At 71.0% G+C, this 15176-nt stretch carries 17 protein-coding genes; 4 read left to right on the forward strand and 13 right to left on the reverse strand.

Features of this window, described 5'->3' with window-relative positions:
• Positions 1-178: 178 nt before the first annotated feature.
• Genes GPY60_RS19240 through GPY60_RS19255 form a run of 4 tightly spaced genes read right to left on the reverse strand, consistent with a single transcriptional unit; the run spans position 179 to position 2592 of the window.
• Positions 179-1120 carry an NAD(P)H-dependent flavin oxidoreductase gene (locus GPY60_RS19240; RefSeq protein WP_156689291.1) on the reverse strand — a complete coding sequence of 314 codons (942 nt, stop codon included), beginning with the start codon at positions 1118-1120 and terminating at the stop codon, positions 179-181.
• Positions 1121-1468 carry a cupin domain-containing protein gene (locus GPY60_RS19245; protein WP_156689292.1) on the reverse strand — a complete coding sequence of 116 codons (348 nt, stop codon included), beginning with the start codon at positions 1466-1468 and terminating at the stop codon, positions 1121-1123.
• Between the two features lie 3 nt (positions 1469-1471).
• Entirely contained in the window at positions 1472-1894 is a 423-nt protein-coding gene (locus GPY60_RS19250) for a hypothetical protein (protein WP_156689293.1), read from the reverse strand.
• Positions 1891-2592 (reverse strand): helix-turn-helix transcriptional regulator, encoded by a 702-nt coding sequence (locus GPY60_RS19255; protein ID WP_156689294.1) that lies wholly within the window; start codon positions 2590-2592, stop codon positions 1891-1893. Before GPY60_RS19255 ends, GPY60_RS19250 begins: the two co-directional genes overlap by 4 nt.
• Before the next feature lie 178 nt (positions 2593-2770).
• Here GPY60_RS19255 and GPY60_RS19260 point away from each other — a divergent pair, with 178 nt between their 5' ends.
• Complete coding sequence (locus GPY60_RS19260; RefSeq protein WP_156689295.1) at positions 2771-3652, forward strand: universal stress protein; 882 nt, start codon at positions 2771-2773, stop codon at positions 3650-3652.
• Here the strand turns inward: GPY60_RS19260 and GPY60_RS19265 are convergent.
• From GPY60_RS19265 to GPY60_RS19280, 4 genes are all read right to left on the reverse strand, one after another.
• On the reverse strand, positions 3649-4386 hold the full coding sequence (locus GPY60_RS19265; RefSeq protein WP_156689296.1) for a GAF and ANTAR domain-containing protein: 738 nt from the start codon (positions 4384-4386) through the stop codon (positions 3649-3651). The two genes, GPY60_RS19260 and GPY60_RS19265, sit on opposite strands and share 4 nt — an antisense overlap.
• Before the next feature lie 104 nt (positions 4387-4490).
• Positions 4491-5285: a universal stress protein gene (locus tag GPY60_RS19270; RefSeq protein WP_156689297.1), complete on the reverse strand. Its 795-nt coding sequence runs from the start codon at positions 5283-5285 to the stop codon at positions 4491-4493.
• The gene (locus tag GPY60_RS19275; protein WP_156689298.1) at positions 5282-6466 is read right to left on the reverse strand and encodes a site-2 protease family protein; all 1185 of its coding nucleotides are present in this window, start codon (positions 6464-6466) and stop codon (positions 5282-5284) included. The genes GPY60_RS19270 and GPY60_RS19275 overlap by 4 nt, the downstream gene beginning before the upstream one ends.
• A gap of 40 nt (positions 6467-6506) precedes the next feature.
• The gene (locus tag GPY60_RS19280) at positions 6507-7118 is read right to left on the reverse strand and encodes an SRPBCC family protein (protein WP_156689299.1); all 612 of its coding nucleotides are present in this window, start codon (positions 7116-7118) and stop codon (positions 6507-6509) included.
• A 202-nt stretch (positions 7119-7320) separates the two neighbouring features.
• On the opposite strand from GPY60_RS19280, the gene GPY60_RS19285 reads away from it, so the two are divergent.
• Positions 7321-7560, forward strand: a complete 240-nt coding sequence (locus GPY60_RS19285; protein ID WP_156689300.1) for a hypothetical protein — start codon at positions 7321-7323, stop codon at positions 7558-7560.
• Between the two features lie 19 nt (positions 7561-7579).
• On the opposite strand, the gene GPY60_RS19290 is transcribed toward GPY60_RS19285, so the two are convergent.
• Entirely contained in the window at positions 7580-8998 is a 1419-nt protein-coding gene (locus tag GPY60_RS19290) for a wax ester/triacylglycerol synthase family O-acyltransferase (protein WP_156689301.1), read from the reverse strand.
• 7 nt (positions 8999-9005) lie between these two features.
• Positions 9006-10217, reverse strand: a complete 1212-nt coding sequence (locus tag GPY60_RS19295; RefSeq protein ID WP_156689302.1) for an alpha/beta hydrolase family protein — start codon at positions 10215-10217, stop codon at positions 9006-9008.
• 169 nt (positions 10218-10386) lie between these two features.
• Between GPY60_RS19295 and GPY60_RS19300 the strand changes: the two genes are divergently transcribed.
• Complete coding sequence (locus GPY60_RS19300) at positions 10387-10656, forward strand: hypothetical protein (protein ID WP_156689303.1); 270 nt, start codon at positions 10387-10389, stop codon at positions 10654-10656.
• Between the two features lie 13 nt (positions 10657-10669).
• Here the strand turns inward: GPY60_RS19300 and GPY60_RS19305 are convergent, their stop codons facing one another.
• A complete protein-coding gene (locus tag GPY60_RS19305) occupies positions 10670-11152 on the reverse strand; it encodes a flavodoxin family protein (protein ID WP_156689304.1) in 483 nt (160 codons plus the stop codon).
• 108 nt (positions 11153-11260) lie between these two features.
• Positions 11261-12289 carry a GNAT family N-acetyltransferase gene (locus GPY60_RS19310; RefSeq protein ID WP_231639728.1) on the reverse strand — a complete coding sequence of 343 codons (1029 nt, stop codon included), beginning with the start codon at positions 12287-12289 and terminating at the stop codon, positions 11261-11263.
• Between the two features lie 151 nt (positions 12290-12440).
• Here GPY60_RS19310 and GPY60_RS19315 point away from each other — a divergent pair, with 151 nt between their 5' ends.
• Positions 12441-14279, forward strand: a complete 1839-nt coding sequence (locus GPY60_RS19315) for an AMP-dependent synthetase/ligase (RefSeq protein WP_156689306.1) — start codon at positions 12441-12443, stop codon at positions 14277-14279.
• An 82-nt stretch (positions 14280-14361) separates the two neighbouring features.
• Here the strand turns inward: GPY60_RS19315 and GPY60_RS19320 are convergent, their stop codons facing one another.
• Positions 14362-15165, reverse strand: coding sequence for an HPF/RaiA family ribosome-associated protein (locus tag GPY60_RS19320; protein WP_156689307.1), 804 nt, complete (start codon positions 15163-15165; stop codon positions 14362-14364).
• Positions 15166-15176: the final 11 nt, after the last annotated feature.

Genomic DNA, 15176 nt, shown 5'->3' on the forward strand with positions numbered 1-15176 from the left:
AATCACCGGCATGCCTTGGCACACCAGATCCAAAAACTCTCGCCGCACCGCCCTCGAAAACGGATAACCACTCGGCATGGCAACTCCTCAAAACAACGGATGTTGCACTGACCGTATGAATCCGCCCCGAGGAAGGTCGCAGCGGTTGACGTTTCGTGAGGCTGACACCCAAGCGGCGTTAAGAGCCCCAGCGGCCGAGCAGTTCGGCCGCCCCGCGGCACATGCGGTCGACGACCTCGCCCACCGGCGCGTCGTCGCCGACCATGCCGACACCCTGGCCCGCGTCGACCGGCGCGATCCGCGGATCGTCGGCCGCGACCGCCGCGGCGAGCTCGTCCCGCGCCGCCACGTCGAGCGAATCCTCCCTGCCGCCCCAGCGCGCGACGAAGTCGTTGGCCAGCACGCGCGACGGGAACCGCGCCGGCCACGCGAGCCCGCTGGCGACGTCGAAGGCCCGGGTGACGGCGGTGTCGGTGGACCGGGCCGCGATCAGCGCGCGGCGGGCGCCCTCGCCGGTCAGCGCCTCGGGGCAGGCCGCCAGCCGGGTGCCGACCCACGCCCCGCTCGCGCCGGCGGCCAGCACGGCGGCCAGGCTGCGCGCCGAGGCGATGCCGCCGCCCGCGAGCACCGGCACCGCCACGGCGTCCAGCACGGTGTCGAGCAGCGGCAGCGTGCCCAACCCGGCCTCGCCGTGCCCGCCGCCCTCGCAGCCGCGGGCGACGAGGATGTCGACCCCGGCGTCGGCCGCCAGTCGGGCTCCGTCCGCGTCGTAAACCTGTGTGGCCGTGGGGATTCCGGCCTTGCGCGCCCGCGCGACCCACGACCAGTCGGTGCCGAAGCTGACCGACAGCAGGGCGGGCCGGGCGGCCAGCGCCTCCTCGAGCAGGCCGGGCTCGCCGCGCATCACCCAGTCGACCAGGCCGATGCCGAATCGTCCGCGCACGTGCCGCAACTCGTCGGTCAAAGTCTGCCGCGTGGCGGTGCTGCCCATGCCCACCATGCCGAGGCCGCCGGCGGCGGTCACGGCCGCGGCCAGCCGGCCCCCCGCGACGCCGCCCATCGGCGCGTTCACCACGGGGACCCGTAGGCCGAAACCCCGTGACCAGGGCGTCGACAGCACCTACTGAGCCGCCCCGGGAATGGTCTTCAGCACGGTCAGCATCACCACCGAGTCCTCGACCGCGTGCAGGGCGTGCCGCTGCGCCGGGATCGCGACGAAGTCGCCGGTCGTGCCGTCCCAGGCGTCGTCGCCCGCCGTCAGGCGCACGCGTCCCTGCAGCACCTGCAGCGTCGCCTCACCCGGGCTGTCGTGTTCGGAGAGGTCGTGGCCGGCGAGCAGGGCGAGCACGGTCTGCCGGAGCTGGTGGGTGTGGCCGCCATGGATGGTGTGGGCCGCACGCCCGCTGTGGGTCTGCCGCGCCTCGGCCAGCTTCTCCGACGCCATGCCGGTCAGCGAGATGGATTCCATCGCTCAAGTCAACAGCAGTATTCCGGCCGCGAGCAATGCCACGATCTTGACGGCCTCCAGTCCGATGTAGACGTAGTGGGCGTGCGAGCGGGGGCCCTCGTCCCCGGCGAGCACGCGGTCGGAGCGGCGTGTCAGGGCGGGGCGAACCCCGATCAGCTGAATGGCCAGCGCGGCAACGGCAATCGACGACGCGACGGTGACCCGTGCGGGCGTGGGCACGGCCGCGACGATCGCCACGAGCGCGACGGCGAAGCAGGCCTCCACGGTGTTGAGCGCGCGGAACACGAGCCGCCCGATGCCCAGGCCGATCTGCAGCGTCACATTGGGCGCGCGGAACTTCAGCGGCGCCTCGAGGAAGGAGATGGCCAACACCATGCCGAGCCACACGAAGACGATGGCGACGGCGACCGCCGGCCAGGTGCTCAAGAGGCCGACGCCCGAGGCGCCAGGTGCGCCAGGCACAGGTCCGGCTCGGCGAAGGGTTCCAGGGCGTCGACGGTGACCTGCGCGTCCCATGTCTCCATGGCCCCTTGCATGAGCCCCAGATGCACCGGGCAGATGACGCTCGTCCGGTTTTCGGCGAGTTCGAGGAACGGGCAGTGCCGCAGTCCGATCTGCTGGCGACCGTCGGCCTCCCGGCGCTCCGGGGCGAATCCGAGCTCGTCGAGCGCGCCGACAAGGTGGTCGATCGTCTCGTCGACGCTCGGGGCCTCCCCGGGCGGGGGCGGCATGGTGGCGTCGAGCCGGCGGCCCCAGGCTTTTCCGGCGGCCAGCGCCTTGGCGCGCGGATTGCGCTCGGCGGCGAACGCGGCGGTGAGGATCTCGGCGAGCAACCGGTAGTGCCGCGTCCCGCCGCGGTCCATCTGCCGCACCGCGGCAAACATCAACGCCGGCCGCCCCGGGCCGTTGCGGCTCTTCTCCACCTGCTCCACCTGGCCTTCGGCAAGCAGGCTGTCGAGGTGGAAGCGGACGGTGTTGGGATGCACGTTGAGCACGTCGGCGATCGCGATGATGCTCATCGGATGGGCCGCACCGCGCAGCACCCGCAGCACCTCCCGGCGGCGACTCGCGGGTTCGCCGGTCGGCGTGGCCTGGGACATCGGGGTGCTCACGCTCCTGTTCATCGGCGGACGGTCCGGTAAGACTTTACCCAAGATTTCTTGTAAAAAGCCCCGTTCGAGGGGACCCATGCCTGTGGCACTGGTGACAAATGGCTCTGACCGCGTGCCCGCCGCCGCAGATACGGTCGTGTCCGAGCGGCCGGGCCGGCTTGGTTCGCGCCAACGAGCCAAAGGACACGTTATGTCTTCGCGCAAGACAGCTTTGGGCATCGTCGTCGGCATCGACGACTCACCGGCCGCCCGGGTGGCGGTGCAGTGGGCCGCGCTGGAAGCCGAGCTGCGAAACGTCCCGGTGACCGTCGTGCATGCGGTGTCGCCGGAGGTCTCGACGTGGCTGAAATCACCGGTGCCCGCGGGGGTGCTGCGCTGGCAGCAGGACCACGGCCGGCGGCTGGTCGACGAAGCGGTCAAGCTCGTCGAGGAGGCGGCGCAGCACGGCGGCCCCGCCGCCGTCAGCACCGAAATCTGCACGGCCTCAGCGGCTTCGACGCTGATCGACCTGTCCAAGGACGCCGAGATGATCGTCATGGGCGCGCAGGGCAGCGGGCGCTGGCCCGGCCGGCTGCTCGGGTCGGTGACGTCGGGCCTGTTGCGTCACGCGCATTGCCCGGTCGCGATCATCCACGACCAGGACGCCGCCCCGGGGCGCAGCCAGGCGCCCGTCCTGGTCGGCGTCGACGGCTCACCGGCATCGGAGGAGGCGACGGCCATCGCGTTCGACGAGGCGGCGCGCCGGCGGGTCGGCCTGATTGCCCTGCATTCCTGGACCGACCTTTCGTCGGAGCTACCCGACATCGATTGGGCAGCAACGCAATCCATGGCCGAGGAGGTGTTGGCCGAGCGGCTGGCCGGGTGGCAGGAGCGCTACCCCGACGTGCAGATCACCCGCACGGTCGCCCAGGCGCAGCCGGCGCGCGAACTCGTCGGACAATCCGCGCAGGCTCAGCTGGTGGTGGTGGGCAGCCGCGGCCGGGGCGGGTTCGCCGGAATGCTGGTGGGCTCGGTGGGCGAGACGGTGGCGCAGATGGCCCGGGTGCCGGTGATCGTCGCGCGCCAGCCCTAGGGGCGGACGGGTTTGCCGGGGTCGGGGCTCAACCGGAGCCGGCCCCCCACGACGGACCGGGCCACGTCGATCAGCGGCCTGTCGCGGGCGTACGCGTACGCGCGCAACCGCACCAGCGCGTCGAGCGGCGAGACGCCCAGCTGCGACGAGAGCATCCCGGCCGCCTGGTGGACCTGCGCGTGCCACAGCACGGGACCGATGCCGTTGGCGTGCTCCCCCTCCGGGGACGTCGCGATGCCGCTCTTCGCGTCGAGCACCAGCAGCAGCGCGGTGTCGGCGTAGATCAGGGCGTCCATCAGCTCTTCCTGATTCAGATGCCCCGGGGCTTCGCTGTAGAGGTCGAGCACCCCGACCTGGATGGCGCCCAGGGCCAGCGGCAGGCTGTGCATGCCGCTGACACCGAGCCGGGCGGCCTCCGGGGCGAACGCCGGCCAGCGCTGCGCGCTCATCGGTGCGGCCAGGTCGCCGACGAGGATCGGCCTGCCCGACTCCAGCGCGTCGGTTCCCGGGCCCTCGCGCAGCGTCGCCTGCAGGTATTCGGCCTCGCTGGCGCGGGCGTCCGAGACGTACGCCGCCTCCAGCGACGCGTCGCTCCCGGTGAGCATCAGGCTCGCGCCGTCGACGCCGACCGCGTCCACGCACGCCAGGCACGCGTGTCGCGGCGACAAGGCCGACCCCTCGCGCTGGGCGAGCAGCCCAATGGCTGCCCAGATTTCGGACGTCCGTTTCCGCACCCGACGATCATTTCCGCGCCGTTCCGGGCCGCGGAAGTGCCAAACGTCACCTCTTCATCTGCAGTGCACACTCGATCCCGGCGATCCAAAGCAACGTCACGTGGTTAGCGGACGACCAGCACCGAGCACTCGGCATGGCGGAACAGCGGGTGCCCGGACGGGCCGACGAGCCGCGCCAGCTCGCCGGCCTCGGCGGCGCCGATCACCGCGAGCTGAACCCGTTCGTCGTTGTCCGCCAGGAAGCTCGCGATGCCGGCCCGGGTGGTGATCGGGTAGACGCGCACCTCGGGATGCCGCCGCCGCCATTCGTCGACGCGCCGTTCGAACGCACCGTCGGCGTGCTCGCCGAGGTCCTCCGGGGCCGTCCCGAGGACCAGCATCGGCGCCCGGCGCAGCTTCGCCTCCCACGAGGCGTACCGGATGACGGTGTCGTTGTCCGGCTCGTCGGACATCCGCACCACGATCCAGTTGATGTCGGGTGGAGGCTGGTCCCGCTCGGTGCGCAGCACCGCGACCGGACAGTGCGCCTTCTCCGCGAGTTCCGCCGCCGTCGAACCCAGGATCGCGCGGGCGTAGCGCCCGATGCCGACGGAGCCGACGCAGAACATCTCCGCGTCGCGGGACGCCTCCACGAGCAGCGCGCTCGCCGGGCCGCGCGGGATGTCGGTCTCGACGCTGACCGGCTTGCGGCTGGATTCGATCGCCAGTTGCGCTGCCCGCAAACAGCTTTCGGCGTGCTCGAGATCGCGGGCATAGTCGTCGCTGGACGGATGGGTGGGCTTGATCACCGAGACCAGCCGCATCGGCACGCCCCGGCTGATCGACTCGTCGACGGCCCAGAGCGCCGCCGAGATGGCCGCCTGCGAGCCATCGATACCCACCATCACCGGTTTGGTCATCGGGACTCCTTCGTGTACGCGGACTCCGCCGGGCGACCCGCAGCGCCGTCGCGGTACGGATGGGCGAGCCGGTACACGTCGATCATCCGCGCGAGGTCGGTCGGCGTGACGATGCCGACCAGTCGGCCACCGTCGAAAATCAGGGCGCGGCTGCGCGGGCCGTATGGCGAAACCCGTTCCAGCAGCGCGGTCAGCGGCTCCTGCGGCCCGGCCGTCGGCACGGCGCTGAGCGGCAGCGCGATGTCACCCACCCGGGTGGACTCCCGCCGGGCGGGCGCGACGTCGCGCAGCTGCGTGAGGGTGACCAGTCCGACGATCGACCCGTCGGGGCCGGCCACGGGGTAGGCGGAATGCCGGTCGCCGAGCACGTATTGGTGGATGAACTCCTCGACGCTGATCCACGAGGGCGCGGTGTGCGGCCCGGCCGTCATCGCGTCGGCGACGCGGACACCCGCGAATACCTGCCGGGTGGTGACTCGGATTTCCTCCTCGCGACTGGCGGCGAAAATGAACCAGCCGATGAACGCCAGCCACACGCCGCCGACGAGCCCGCCCGCCAGGAACTCGGCCAGGCCCAACGCGATGAGGACGAAGGCCAGCACGCGTCCCGCGTGGGCGGCGCCGATACTGGCGCGCGCGCTGTCGCCGTGGCGGCGCCACAGGTAGGCCCGCAACACCCGGCCACCGTCCAGGGGCGCGCCGGGCAGCAAGTTGAAGAGGCCGAGCAGCAGGTTGATGACGGCCAGCCAGGACGCGACCCCGACCACGATCGGCGCGGCCCCCACCGTCTGCAGCCCCGCGACGAGCGCGCCGAACGCGGCCGCGAGCGCGAGGCTGGTGGCCGGGCCCGCGATCGCGATCCGGAAGGCGGCTTTGGGCGTCGCGGGTTCGCCGCCCAAACGCGTCACGCCCCCGAACAACCACAGCGTGACGCTGCCGACGTCCACGCCGGAGCGGCGGGCGACGACGGCGTGCGCAAGCTCGTGCGCCAGCAGCGAGGCCAGCAGGACCAGCGCGCCACACGCACCGGCGATCCAGTAAGCCGCGGGCGAATAGCCCCGTACGACGCTGGGCAGTGTGCTGGCCAGGCTCCACGTGAACAGCCACAGGATGACCAGCACGCTCCAGTGCACACTCACCGGAAAGCCGGCGACCCGCCCGAGCGGGATCGCATCGCGCACCTGCATACCTCCAATTGCGTTGAGAAACAGAGTCTTTGGGCTACCCGATTTCGCGTACCGGCTGCGTCGCGGTCGCGCGCTCGGCCCGGTGCTTGACGCGGAGCAAGAGGGTCCGCGTGCCCAGCGAGATGCCCGGCCGGACGAGCTCCATGGCGAACACCTCCCCCGGGTGGCGCAGGGCGACCCTGGCGCGGGTCAGCAACCGGACGCGGTCTTCCCAGTGTGGCTGAATATGGAAGGACCACACCGCATCCCAGTGCTGGTCCGGCCGGGTGGCGCGCAGCACGAGGCACTTCTCGGGCACGATCTCGGCGACGGTCATGGTCACCTCGCCCGACTGGCCCAGCCACGCCGGCGACGCCAGGCGCACCGCGTCACCCAGCGCGAGGTGCTGCCATTCCGGGTGAATCCCGTCGGCTTCGCGGTGTCCCTGGGCCAACTGCACCAACCAGGGCCAGACCGCCGAGACCGGCGCGTCGATGTACTCCGCCTCGGTCGTCTGGATGGCGGGATCGGCCACCAGTGCGTCCCCGGGCAGCGGCATCCGGCACTCCGCCTTCGTGGTGCCCCAGTTCCGGTAGTACCGCCGCGTCGCGTAGAGCACCGCCGCGATCGCCGCGGTCTCGGCGATCCGTCTCGTCACGTTGGCCATGGCGCCAGTGTCGGCGGCGCACCCTCCGGTCCGCCAGGGTCGATGGTCCCCTCGCTGGTCCTCGATGGTCCCACGCCGAGCCCGCCGACGGGGCTTGATGACTTTGGACCCTATCCGCAATCCGCGCGTGACGTGATAATGGCGGAGTCTGACGTAACTTTGCGTGCGGCGGTTGCGGCTGAACAAAGGAGCATGACGGGTGATGGGTGTTAACCCACCGTTGTTGTTGAGCGACTCCGACGTTGACGACCTGGCTTCGGAATTCCTGCGGTCGCGATACGTCGACACCATCTACGCCGACTGGTCGCCCGATCGGCGCCTCGACACCTTTCTGCGGCGGCGTGGCCTGTCCCGTGTCGCCGACGACGGGGACCTCTCCCGCATCGTGCTCGACTGCATCATGGCCCACGTCGGGCGGGCCTCGCAGCCGGCGCGGCGGTGATCCGGCCCCGGCGGCGGAATCAGACGCCGACCGCCGACTCCAGTTCGGACAGTGACTGTTCGGTCAGCGGTATCAGGTCGTCGATGTCGGGCACCGCGTCGGCGCCCGCGGCGTAGCCGAACCCGACGCGGCCGGCGTACGAGCAGGTCGTCACGTTCAGGGCCTGGCCGTCGTAGACCGTCGACACCGGGTACATCTCGTCGACATGCGCGCCGTTCCAATACATTTCGGCCGGCGGCCCGGGAACGTGCGAGATCGGCAGGTTGTACCCGGTGCGCATCCGCTGCGTGAAGGGCAGCAACGGCAGCACCACGGTGGCGGCGATGCTGCCGGCGTTCGTCAGCAGCGAGGCCGCCGATCCGCGCTTGGCCACCCAGTTCTTTCCCTCCGACATCGACCGGTGGATAAGGTCCAGCCGTGCGGCCGGGTCGTCCACGTGGGTGCCCAACGGGCACAGCCACAACCCGAACTGGTTGCCGTGCCCGTCGTCGGACGCGTCGTCACCCCGGGCGCGCACCGTGATCGGGCAGGCCGCCACCAGTGACTGCCCGGGCAGCTCCCCGCGATCGCGCAGCCAGCGGCGCAACGCACCGGCGATCGTCGCGGTCACGACGTCGTTGCCGGTCACGCCGGCGGCCGACTGGACGGCGGAGATGCGCTCCCTGGCCCAGCTCCCGGCGGCGACGACGCGATCGGGGCCCAGCCGGCCGTTGAAGCGGGTGTGAGGGGCGCCGAACGGCAGCACGGTGGTGTGCCCGACGAGCGAGTCCAGCACCGTCGAGAACTCGCCGCTGACCACGCGCCCGACCAGTCCGACGCTCGACGCGGCGGCGCCGACCAGCGAGCGCAGCGGCGAGACCAGGCCGGACACCAGGCCGGTCGTCGGGACGGTCGCCGGGGAAATCGACGCCGCCTCGCGCCCGGACTCGTGGCGGCGGTCGGCGTAGAAGGGCGGCATGGACCGGCGGCCCGGGTCGTCGCTGAGCGCGTCGGTGATCATCTTCAAGCCCGCCACTCCGTCGATGACGGTGTGGTGCACCTTGATGTAGAAGGCGAATCGGTCCCCGTCGAAGCCGTCGATCAGATACGACGTCCACATCGGACCCGACCGGTCGAGGCGCTGCGCGTCGAGTTCGCCGATCAGCCGCCAGAAGCCGTCGGCGGACGCGTTGCGGCGCAGGCAATGCCGGCTCATGTCGAGCGTGTCCAGCTCCCGCCAGACCCACATGCCACCGGTGTCCACCCCGCGGTGGGCGTAGCGACGCAGGCGGGGATCGACCGGGTCGTCGGCCGCGAGCGCCTCGGCGTGCAGCTTGTCGACGTAGTGCTTGCCGGCGCCCTTCGGCGGCGACAGGATCAGCACGGCGCCGACGTGCATCGGGCTGGACACCACCTCGGCGGTCATCATCGCCGCGTCCAGCGGGTCCAGGGGTCTCATGGCGCTGCTATGCCGGGCGGTCGCGCCGCGTCGAGGCGCCCTCCAGGAGCCCGGACTGCTCGAGCGCGGCCTCGACGAACCGCTGCACCGGCCGGGAGCGGAAGAAGCCGGTGTGACCGCCCGGGTACCAGACGATTTCGGGCTTGCCCCAGTGTTCCCAGAGGCGAACCACTTGTTCGCGCGGGTGCACCACCTGATCGGCGACGCCGGCGTAGATGAAGCGGCCGGCCGGCGGAACCAGCGGCGACAGCGACAGCGGCGAGGTCATCCTGCCGATCGGTTCGGCCAGTTTCATCGTCTGGTGGCGGGGGTCGTCGGGGTGCAGGCCGGCGTGCCGGCCCAGCAGCCCGACCAGGTCGGCGACGGGGACGCCCAGGATCGCGCAGACGAGGTCGCGCTCGAGGCTGGCGACCAGCGCGGCGATGTAGCCGCCCAGCGACAGTCCGTTCAGCCCGATCTGCGACTCCGGCTCTTCGCGCCGTATCCACGACAGCAGCCGCCGGATGTCCCATACCGACTGCGCGGTGGCGTGCACGTCGTCGAGGACGTCCTCGCCGGGAAACACCGCACCCTTGGGCAGGCCGCGGGCGCGGGGACCGTGCATCGGCAGCACCGGCAGGACGACGTTGAGGCCGAAGACCTCGTGCAGCCGCCAGGCGCGGAACAGGGCGAGGTCGAGCCCGGCCCGGCCCATCTCCGTCCCGTGCACGCAGACCAGCCAGGGCCGCGGCTCCGGGTGGCGGAGCAGCAGGGCGTATTCGCGGTTGTTGGCCGTGTATCCCAGCCACCGCCCAGCGCCGGGTTCACCGGGCCGCGGCAGGTATCCGCTGTCGTAGGAGATGCGGTGCAGGGTGGCCTTGCGGCCCTTCACTTTTCGGACCGTGACGTCGGTCAGCGGGGGCGGCGCTCCGAAGAACCGCTTGGGATGGTCGAGCCAGCCCCGTTTGCCGTAGAACTCCAGCGCCGCGACCACCTCGCCGGTGATGCGCTCGAACAGCTCGGGGCGGCTGAGCGGGCGGCGCGCCCGCAGGCCCAGGAGGACGATCTCGTCGCGGAAGGCCTGCGCGGCCAGGGCGAGCGTCGGCCGCGCGATCGGGAGGCCGCCCGGCTCGGGGTCGAGGTAGTCCCGCCACGACTGCGCCAGGTACACGCCGGTGTGCGCGAACGGCTTGACGGCATCGCCCAGCCCGGGGACTCGGGGGGGACCAGGTACTGCCATTGGGGGAAGGTAACAGCACCCAAACGCGCCCGGTTAGGGACTTATGTCCCAGTCGTCCGCCGCGAAGGTCATCGACCGACATACCAAGGACTTTGGCCACTCGTGCCGGTCGATGGCCGGACGTAACGTCGGACCATCGACATACGCGATCGAACCGGAGGAATCTCACATGGCGAAGACACCGGAAAAATCCCAGCCACGCTGGGCCGAACTTTCCGACGACGTGCTCGAATCGGTCGAGACCGGCCACACGCAGGCCATCGAGGCCGTCCGCAAGTTCGTCGACCAGATCAGCCCGGTGCTTCCCGAGGAGTCCCGGCGCAAGACGGTGGTGGACGCAGCCCTGGATCTGGCCGATGACTTGGTCGCCACCAGGCTCGAGTCCTTCCGCAGCATCGTGCGAAGCGCAGCCCGGGCGACCAGCAAGCACGAGGAGTGACGGCGGGCGCCCCTCAAGACGCCGTCGCCGGCGGCCCGATCCGCTTGCGCAGCCGTTCGGCGAATGCCGCGGCCCGGTCGAGATCGTGGTCGTTGGGCCGCCCGCGGTTGATCCCGCCGATGAACCCGAACGGTCCCACGGTGTCGAAGCCGCGGCAGGAGAAGGTGCCCAGCACGTCGAAGCCCTTCGCGGAGAGGTCGTTTCGGATCGGCTTGGTGTAGTCCACGAACGGGATCTGGCGCGCCCCGCTGGTGAAGAAGGTGAACGCGCGGACGCCGTGCACGGCGGGCAGGCGGCCGATCAGCTTGCGTATCCGCGCGTCGAACGCCATGTAGTAGATGCCGGAGCCGAAGCCGACGAGGTCGTACTCGCCGAGCGATGCCGGGTCCACGGATTCCGGCTCGACCACCTCGGCGCCGAGCACCCCCGCCATCCGGTCGGCGACGCGGTGGGTGCTGCCGTGGGACGAGGACACGCAGACGATGAGCGACTTCATGCCGCCATGCTGCGTCGACGCCCGAGTGCGCGGTTAGGGCGCAAAGCCACCGAAGTCCGGGGCATTTGTCACTTCAGGGGTCACTTCGGGGGTCACTTCAGGGGCACTTCAGTCGAACGCGTGGATCACCTGCCGGGCCACCCGTTCGATCCGGCGGCGCTGCGCGGGGTCGAGCGGCAGCTCGTCGAACTCGGGGATCGCCCCCGTCGCCGTCACCACGCCGGGCTCCTCGTGTTCCCACCGGGCGCTCACCTTGTCGCCCAGCGCGCGGGCGGGCGGGTTGTCGGCCAGCACCCGCCCGTGGAACCGCTTGACGCCGTCCACGCGCGCCGCGACCGCGAGCGCTCCGAGCAGCAGCGTCCCGATCCCCCGGCCCTGGTAGGCGTCGGCGACGGTGAGCGCCACCTCCGCCGACGCGGGGTCGTCGGCGTCGCGGATGAACCGCGCTTCGGCCACGACCGGCCCGTCGGAACCGTCGGGGGCGGCCAGTACCACCCAGACGAAATGGTCGACGTAGTCCACCTGGAACAGGTAGACCAGCCGCGCCTCGGAGGGGACGCCCCCCTGGTAGCGCCGGTACAGCGTCTCGCGGGAGAACGACCCGTTGCCGCTGAACCGCTCGGCGTCCCCGGGCAGGACCGGGCGCAGCAGCAGCCGGGCGCCGTCCCGGGTGGACATCTCAATGGGCTCGACGTACGCGGCCAACCGCTGCCGGGCGGTGCGGACCATCCGGTCGGCCACCACCGGCAGGGCGAGCATGCCGTCGAAAGCCGCGTGGTTTCCGGTGTATCCGCGGACGGCCTCCTTGGCGACCACCGTCGCCGTCCTGGGCGCGCGCCGCAGCAGCGCGATCTCGCCGACGATCGTGCCGGGCGCCAACTCCGTGACGGCCACCTGACCGTCCGGGGCGGTGTGCAGGATGTCGACCCGGCCGGAGGCGATGATCACGAACGTCTCCGCGCGTTCGCCCTGGCGCATCAGGACGTCACCGGCGGACGCCCGCAGCGGCGTTAAGTCGGCGGCCAGGGGCGCCAGGTCCTCTGCGGGGATGTCGGCGAACACCGGCAGCGCCGCCAGCTCGTCGACGCGAACGGTGTTGTGACGGCGATCATCTCGCCCCGCCGGGTGAGGCACCACCCGACGTACGGTACGCGACCCGAGGCCACAACTGGGACGTTTGCCGTCCGCGGCGTGACTTTCGTCTCTATCCCACCGTGTCCCGGCCGCGTGAGCATGGGGGGTCACCGGCCACCGCCGGTGTCCGGCTCGGCAGCAACGGATTCCCACCATGAACGCAGCACCGGCCTCAACGGAGAGGCCCGACGTCAGCAAGATCGACAACCGTGCGCCGTCGGTGGCCCACATGGTCCTCGACCGCGTCGCCGCCACCCCGCACGCCGAGGCCTTCCGGTACCCGCAGGACCACAGCTGGGAGAGCGTGACCTGGCAGCAGGTCGGCGACCGCGTCCGCAACCTGGCCGCCGGGCTGATCGCCCTGGGCATCGCCGGAGAGGACCGCGTCGCGCTCGCGTCGGCCACCCGCTACGAGTGGGTGCTCGCCGACTTCGCGATCATGTGCGCGGGGGCGGCCACCACAACGGTCTACCCGACCACCAACGCCGCCGACGTCGCCTACATCGTCGCCAACTCGGGAAGCCGGATCGTGTTCGCGGAGAACCGCACTCAGCTCGACAAGCTGGTGGACGACCGCGCCGAACTGCCCGAGGTCACCAAGGTCGTGCTGATCGACGGCAACGGCGACGGCGACTGGGTGATCGCGCTGGCCGACCTCGAGCAGATGGGCAAGCAACTGCTCGCCGACTCCCCCGGCGCGGTCGACGAACGGGTCGCCGCCATCGGACCGGACCGGCTGGCGAGCCTCATCTACACCTCCGGCACCACCGGGCGGCCCAAGGGCGTGCGGCTGAACCACGGCGCCTGGACCTACACCGCCGCGGCCATCGACGCCATCCACGTCCTGGGCCCCGACGACCTGAACTTCCTCTGGCTGCCGCTGTCCCACGCCTTCGGCAAGGTGATGCTGGCGCTGGCGCTGCAGATCGGCTTCACCACCGCCATCGACGGCCGCGTCGAGCGAATCATCGACAACCTGGCGGCCCTGCGGCCCACCTTCATGGGCGCGGCCCCGCGCATCTTCGAGAAGGCGCACGCCCGCATCGAGGACATGGCCGCCGGCCAGGGGCGGCTCAAGAAGGCGCTCTTCGACTGGGCGATCGGCGTCGGCAGGAACGTGGCGGAGGCGCGGCAGGCCGGCCGGAAGCCGTCGCCGGCGGCGCTGCTGGCGTACAAGGTTGCCGACCGCCTGGTGTTCTCGACCATCCGCGGGCGGTTCGGGGGCCGGCTGCGGTTCTTCGTATCCGCGGCGGCGGCCCTGGACCGGGACGTGGCGCTGTGGTTCGACGCGGTGGGCATCGCCGTGCTGGAGGGCTACGGTCTCACCGAGACGGCCGCCGCCTCGTTCATCAACCGCCCCAACGCATATCGCTTCGGCACCGTCGGCCAGCCGTTCCCGGCGACCGAGGTGAAGATCGCCGACGACGGCGAGATACTGCTGCGCGGGCCCGGCCTGATGACCGCCTATCACGAACTCCCGGACGCCACCGCCGAGGCGCTCGACGCGGACGGCTGGTTTCACACCGGCGACATCGGCCAGATCGACGACGACGGGTTCCTGCGGATCACCGACCGCAAGAAGGACATGTTCAAGACATCGCAGGGCAAGTACGTCGCCCCGTCGGCGATCGACGCGAAGTTCAAGGGACTGTGTCCGTACGTCAGCGAGCTGGTGGTCTACGGCGAGGGCAAGCCGTATTGCGTCGCGCTGGTGAGCCTGGACACCGAGGCGATCATGGACTGGGCCGCCCGGAACGGCATGGCGGGCAAGCCCTTTGACGAGGTCGCGCGTGACGACAGGACCCAGGAGCTGATCGCCGGCTACATCGATGCCCTCAACACCGAGCTGAACCGCTGGGAGCAGATCAAGAAGTTCGCGATCGCCGACCGCGAGTTCACCGTCGAGTCGGGCGACATGACGCCGAGCATGAAGCTCAAGCGCAAGGTGGTCATCGACAAGTTCGCCGACCGTCTCTCGGCCTTGTACGAGTAGACCTGCCGAATTGAAAGCGGCGGTCCCGGAAGGGGGGATTTCCGGGACCGCCGCGGCATTCGGGTGGCTTCTGGGTTCGGGCTCAGCTCGCCGGTGCGATCAGCCCGTAGTGTCCGTCGTAACGGTGGTAGAGCACGCTGCCCCTACCCCGGGCCGTGTCGACGAAGAACAGGAACGGCAGGCCGAGCAGCTCGATCCGCTCGATCGCCTGGTCGACCGTGAGCCGCGGAGCCGGCTGCGAACTGATGGTCAGCGGCATCTCGAACGGCGCCAGCTTGTCGACGAACTCCGGATCCACCAGTGCCAGGCGGAATTCCGTGAGGCCCTCGTGATAGAGCACGCCGTCCTGCCGCGTGCCCTCCTCGGTGAAGAGGTGGAAGTCGTAGTCGAGCAGTTCCATCTCGGCCGCGGCCTGGTCGACCGTGCAGGTCGGCAGGCTGTAGGACTTGTGCCGCATGATGCGCCGTTCGTCCTCCGGGCGGGGGAAGTAGTTCGGGCGGTGGTTGGGCTCGGACTGCCGAGCCCATTCGTGCTCCCCGACGTGGGGGGCGGCGCCGCGCCTGCCTTCCCAGTGTTGCGCGGTGCGCTCCAGCCGGCGGCGTAGCCGCGCCTCGAGCAGGTCGATCGCTTCCCGTGCCGTGTAACCCTCGACCTGCGCGCGGACCAGCCGCCCGTTGACGTCGAGGTTCGCCTGCGCGATCACGCGTCGGGCCACCGCCGGGTCGCCGTGCCGGCTCAGGCGCACGTGGGCGTCGAGAACGGGCTGGTGGGTGAGATGCCCGAGCTCACCGATCTTGGTGCGCGCGTAGTCCTCGGCACCCGGCAGCTGCCCATGGGTCGTCACCCGGACATCGAGGACCGCGGGAAGCTCGGGTCGCTGTCTCATGGTCATACATG

The organism is Mycobacterium sp. Marseille-P9652 (assembly GCF_902652685.1).
In the GTDB taxonomy this organism is placed as follows: domain Bacteria; phylum Actinomycetota; class Actinomycetes; order Mycobacteriales; family Mycobacteriaceae; genus Mycobacterium.

Bases quoted from the DNA above. Each gene is read 5' to 3' on its own strand.
- GPY60_RS19245 (WP_156689292.1), bottom strand. From the start codon at position 1,468: ATGGAATCCATCTCGCTGACCGGCATGGCGTCGGAGAAGCTGGCCGAG.
- GPY60_RS19280 (WP_156689299.1), bottom strand. From the start codon at position 7,118: ATGGCCAACGTGACGAGACGGATCGCCGAGACCGCGGCGATCGCGGCG.
- GPY60_RS19290 (WP_156689301.1), bottom strand. From the start codon at position 8,998: ATGAGACCCCTGGACCCGCTGGACGCGGCGATGATGACCGCCGAGGTG.
- GPY60_RS19315 (WP_156689306.1), top strand. From the start codon at position 12,441: ATGAACGCAGCACCGGCCTCAACGGAGAGGCCCGACGTCAGCAAGATC.
- GPY60_RS19285 (WP_156689300.1), top strand. From the start codon at position 7,321: ATGGGTGTTAACCCACCGTTGTTGTTGAGCGACTCCGACGTTGACGAC.
- GPY60_RS19320 (WP_156689307.1), bottom strand. From the start codon at position 15,165: ATGAGACAGCGACCCGAGCTTCCCGCGGTCCTCGATGTCCGGGTGACG.
- GPY60_RS19255 (WP_156689294.1), bottom strand. From the start codon at position 2,592: ATGAACAGGAGCGTGAGCACCCCGATGTCCCAGGCCACGCCGACCGGC.
- GPY60_RS19305 (WP_156689304.1), bottom strand. From the start codon at position 11,152: ATGAAGTCGCTCATCGTCTGCGTGTCCTCGTCCCACGGCAGCACCCAC.
- GPY60_RS19295 (WP_156689302.1), bottom strand. From the start codon at position 10,217: ATGGCAGTACCTGGTCCCCCCCGAGTCCCCGGGCTGGGCGATGCCGTC.
- GPY60_RS19270 (WP_156689297.1), bottom strand. From the start codon at position 5,285: ATGACCAAACCGGTGATGGTGGGTATCGATGGCTCGCAGGCGGCCATC.
- GPY60_RS19260 (WP_156689295.1), top strand. From the start codon at position 2,771: ATGTCTTCGCGCAAGACAGCTTTGGGCATCGTCGTCGGCATCGACGAC.
- GPY60_RS19300 (WP_156689303.1), top strand. From the start codon at position 10,387: ATGGCGAAGACACCGGAAAAATCCCAGCCACGCTGGGCCGAACTTTCC.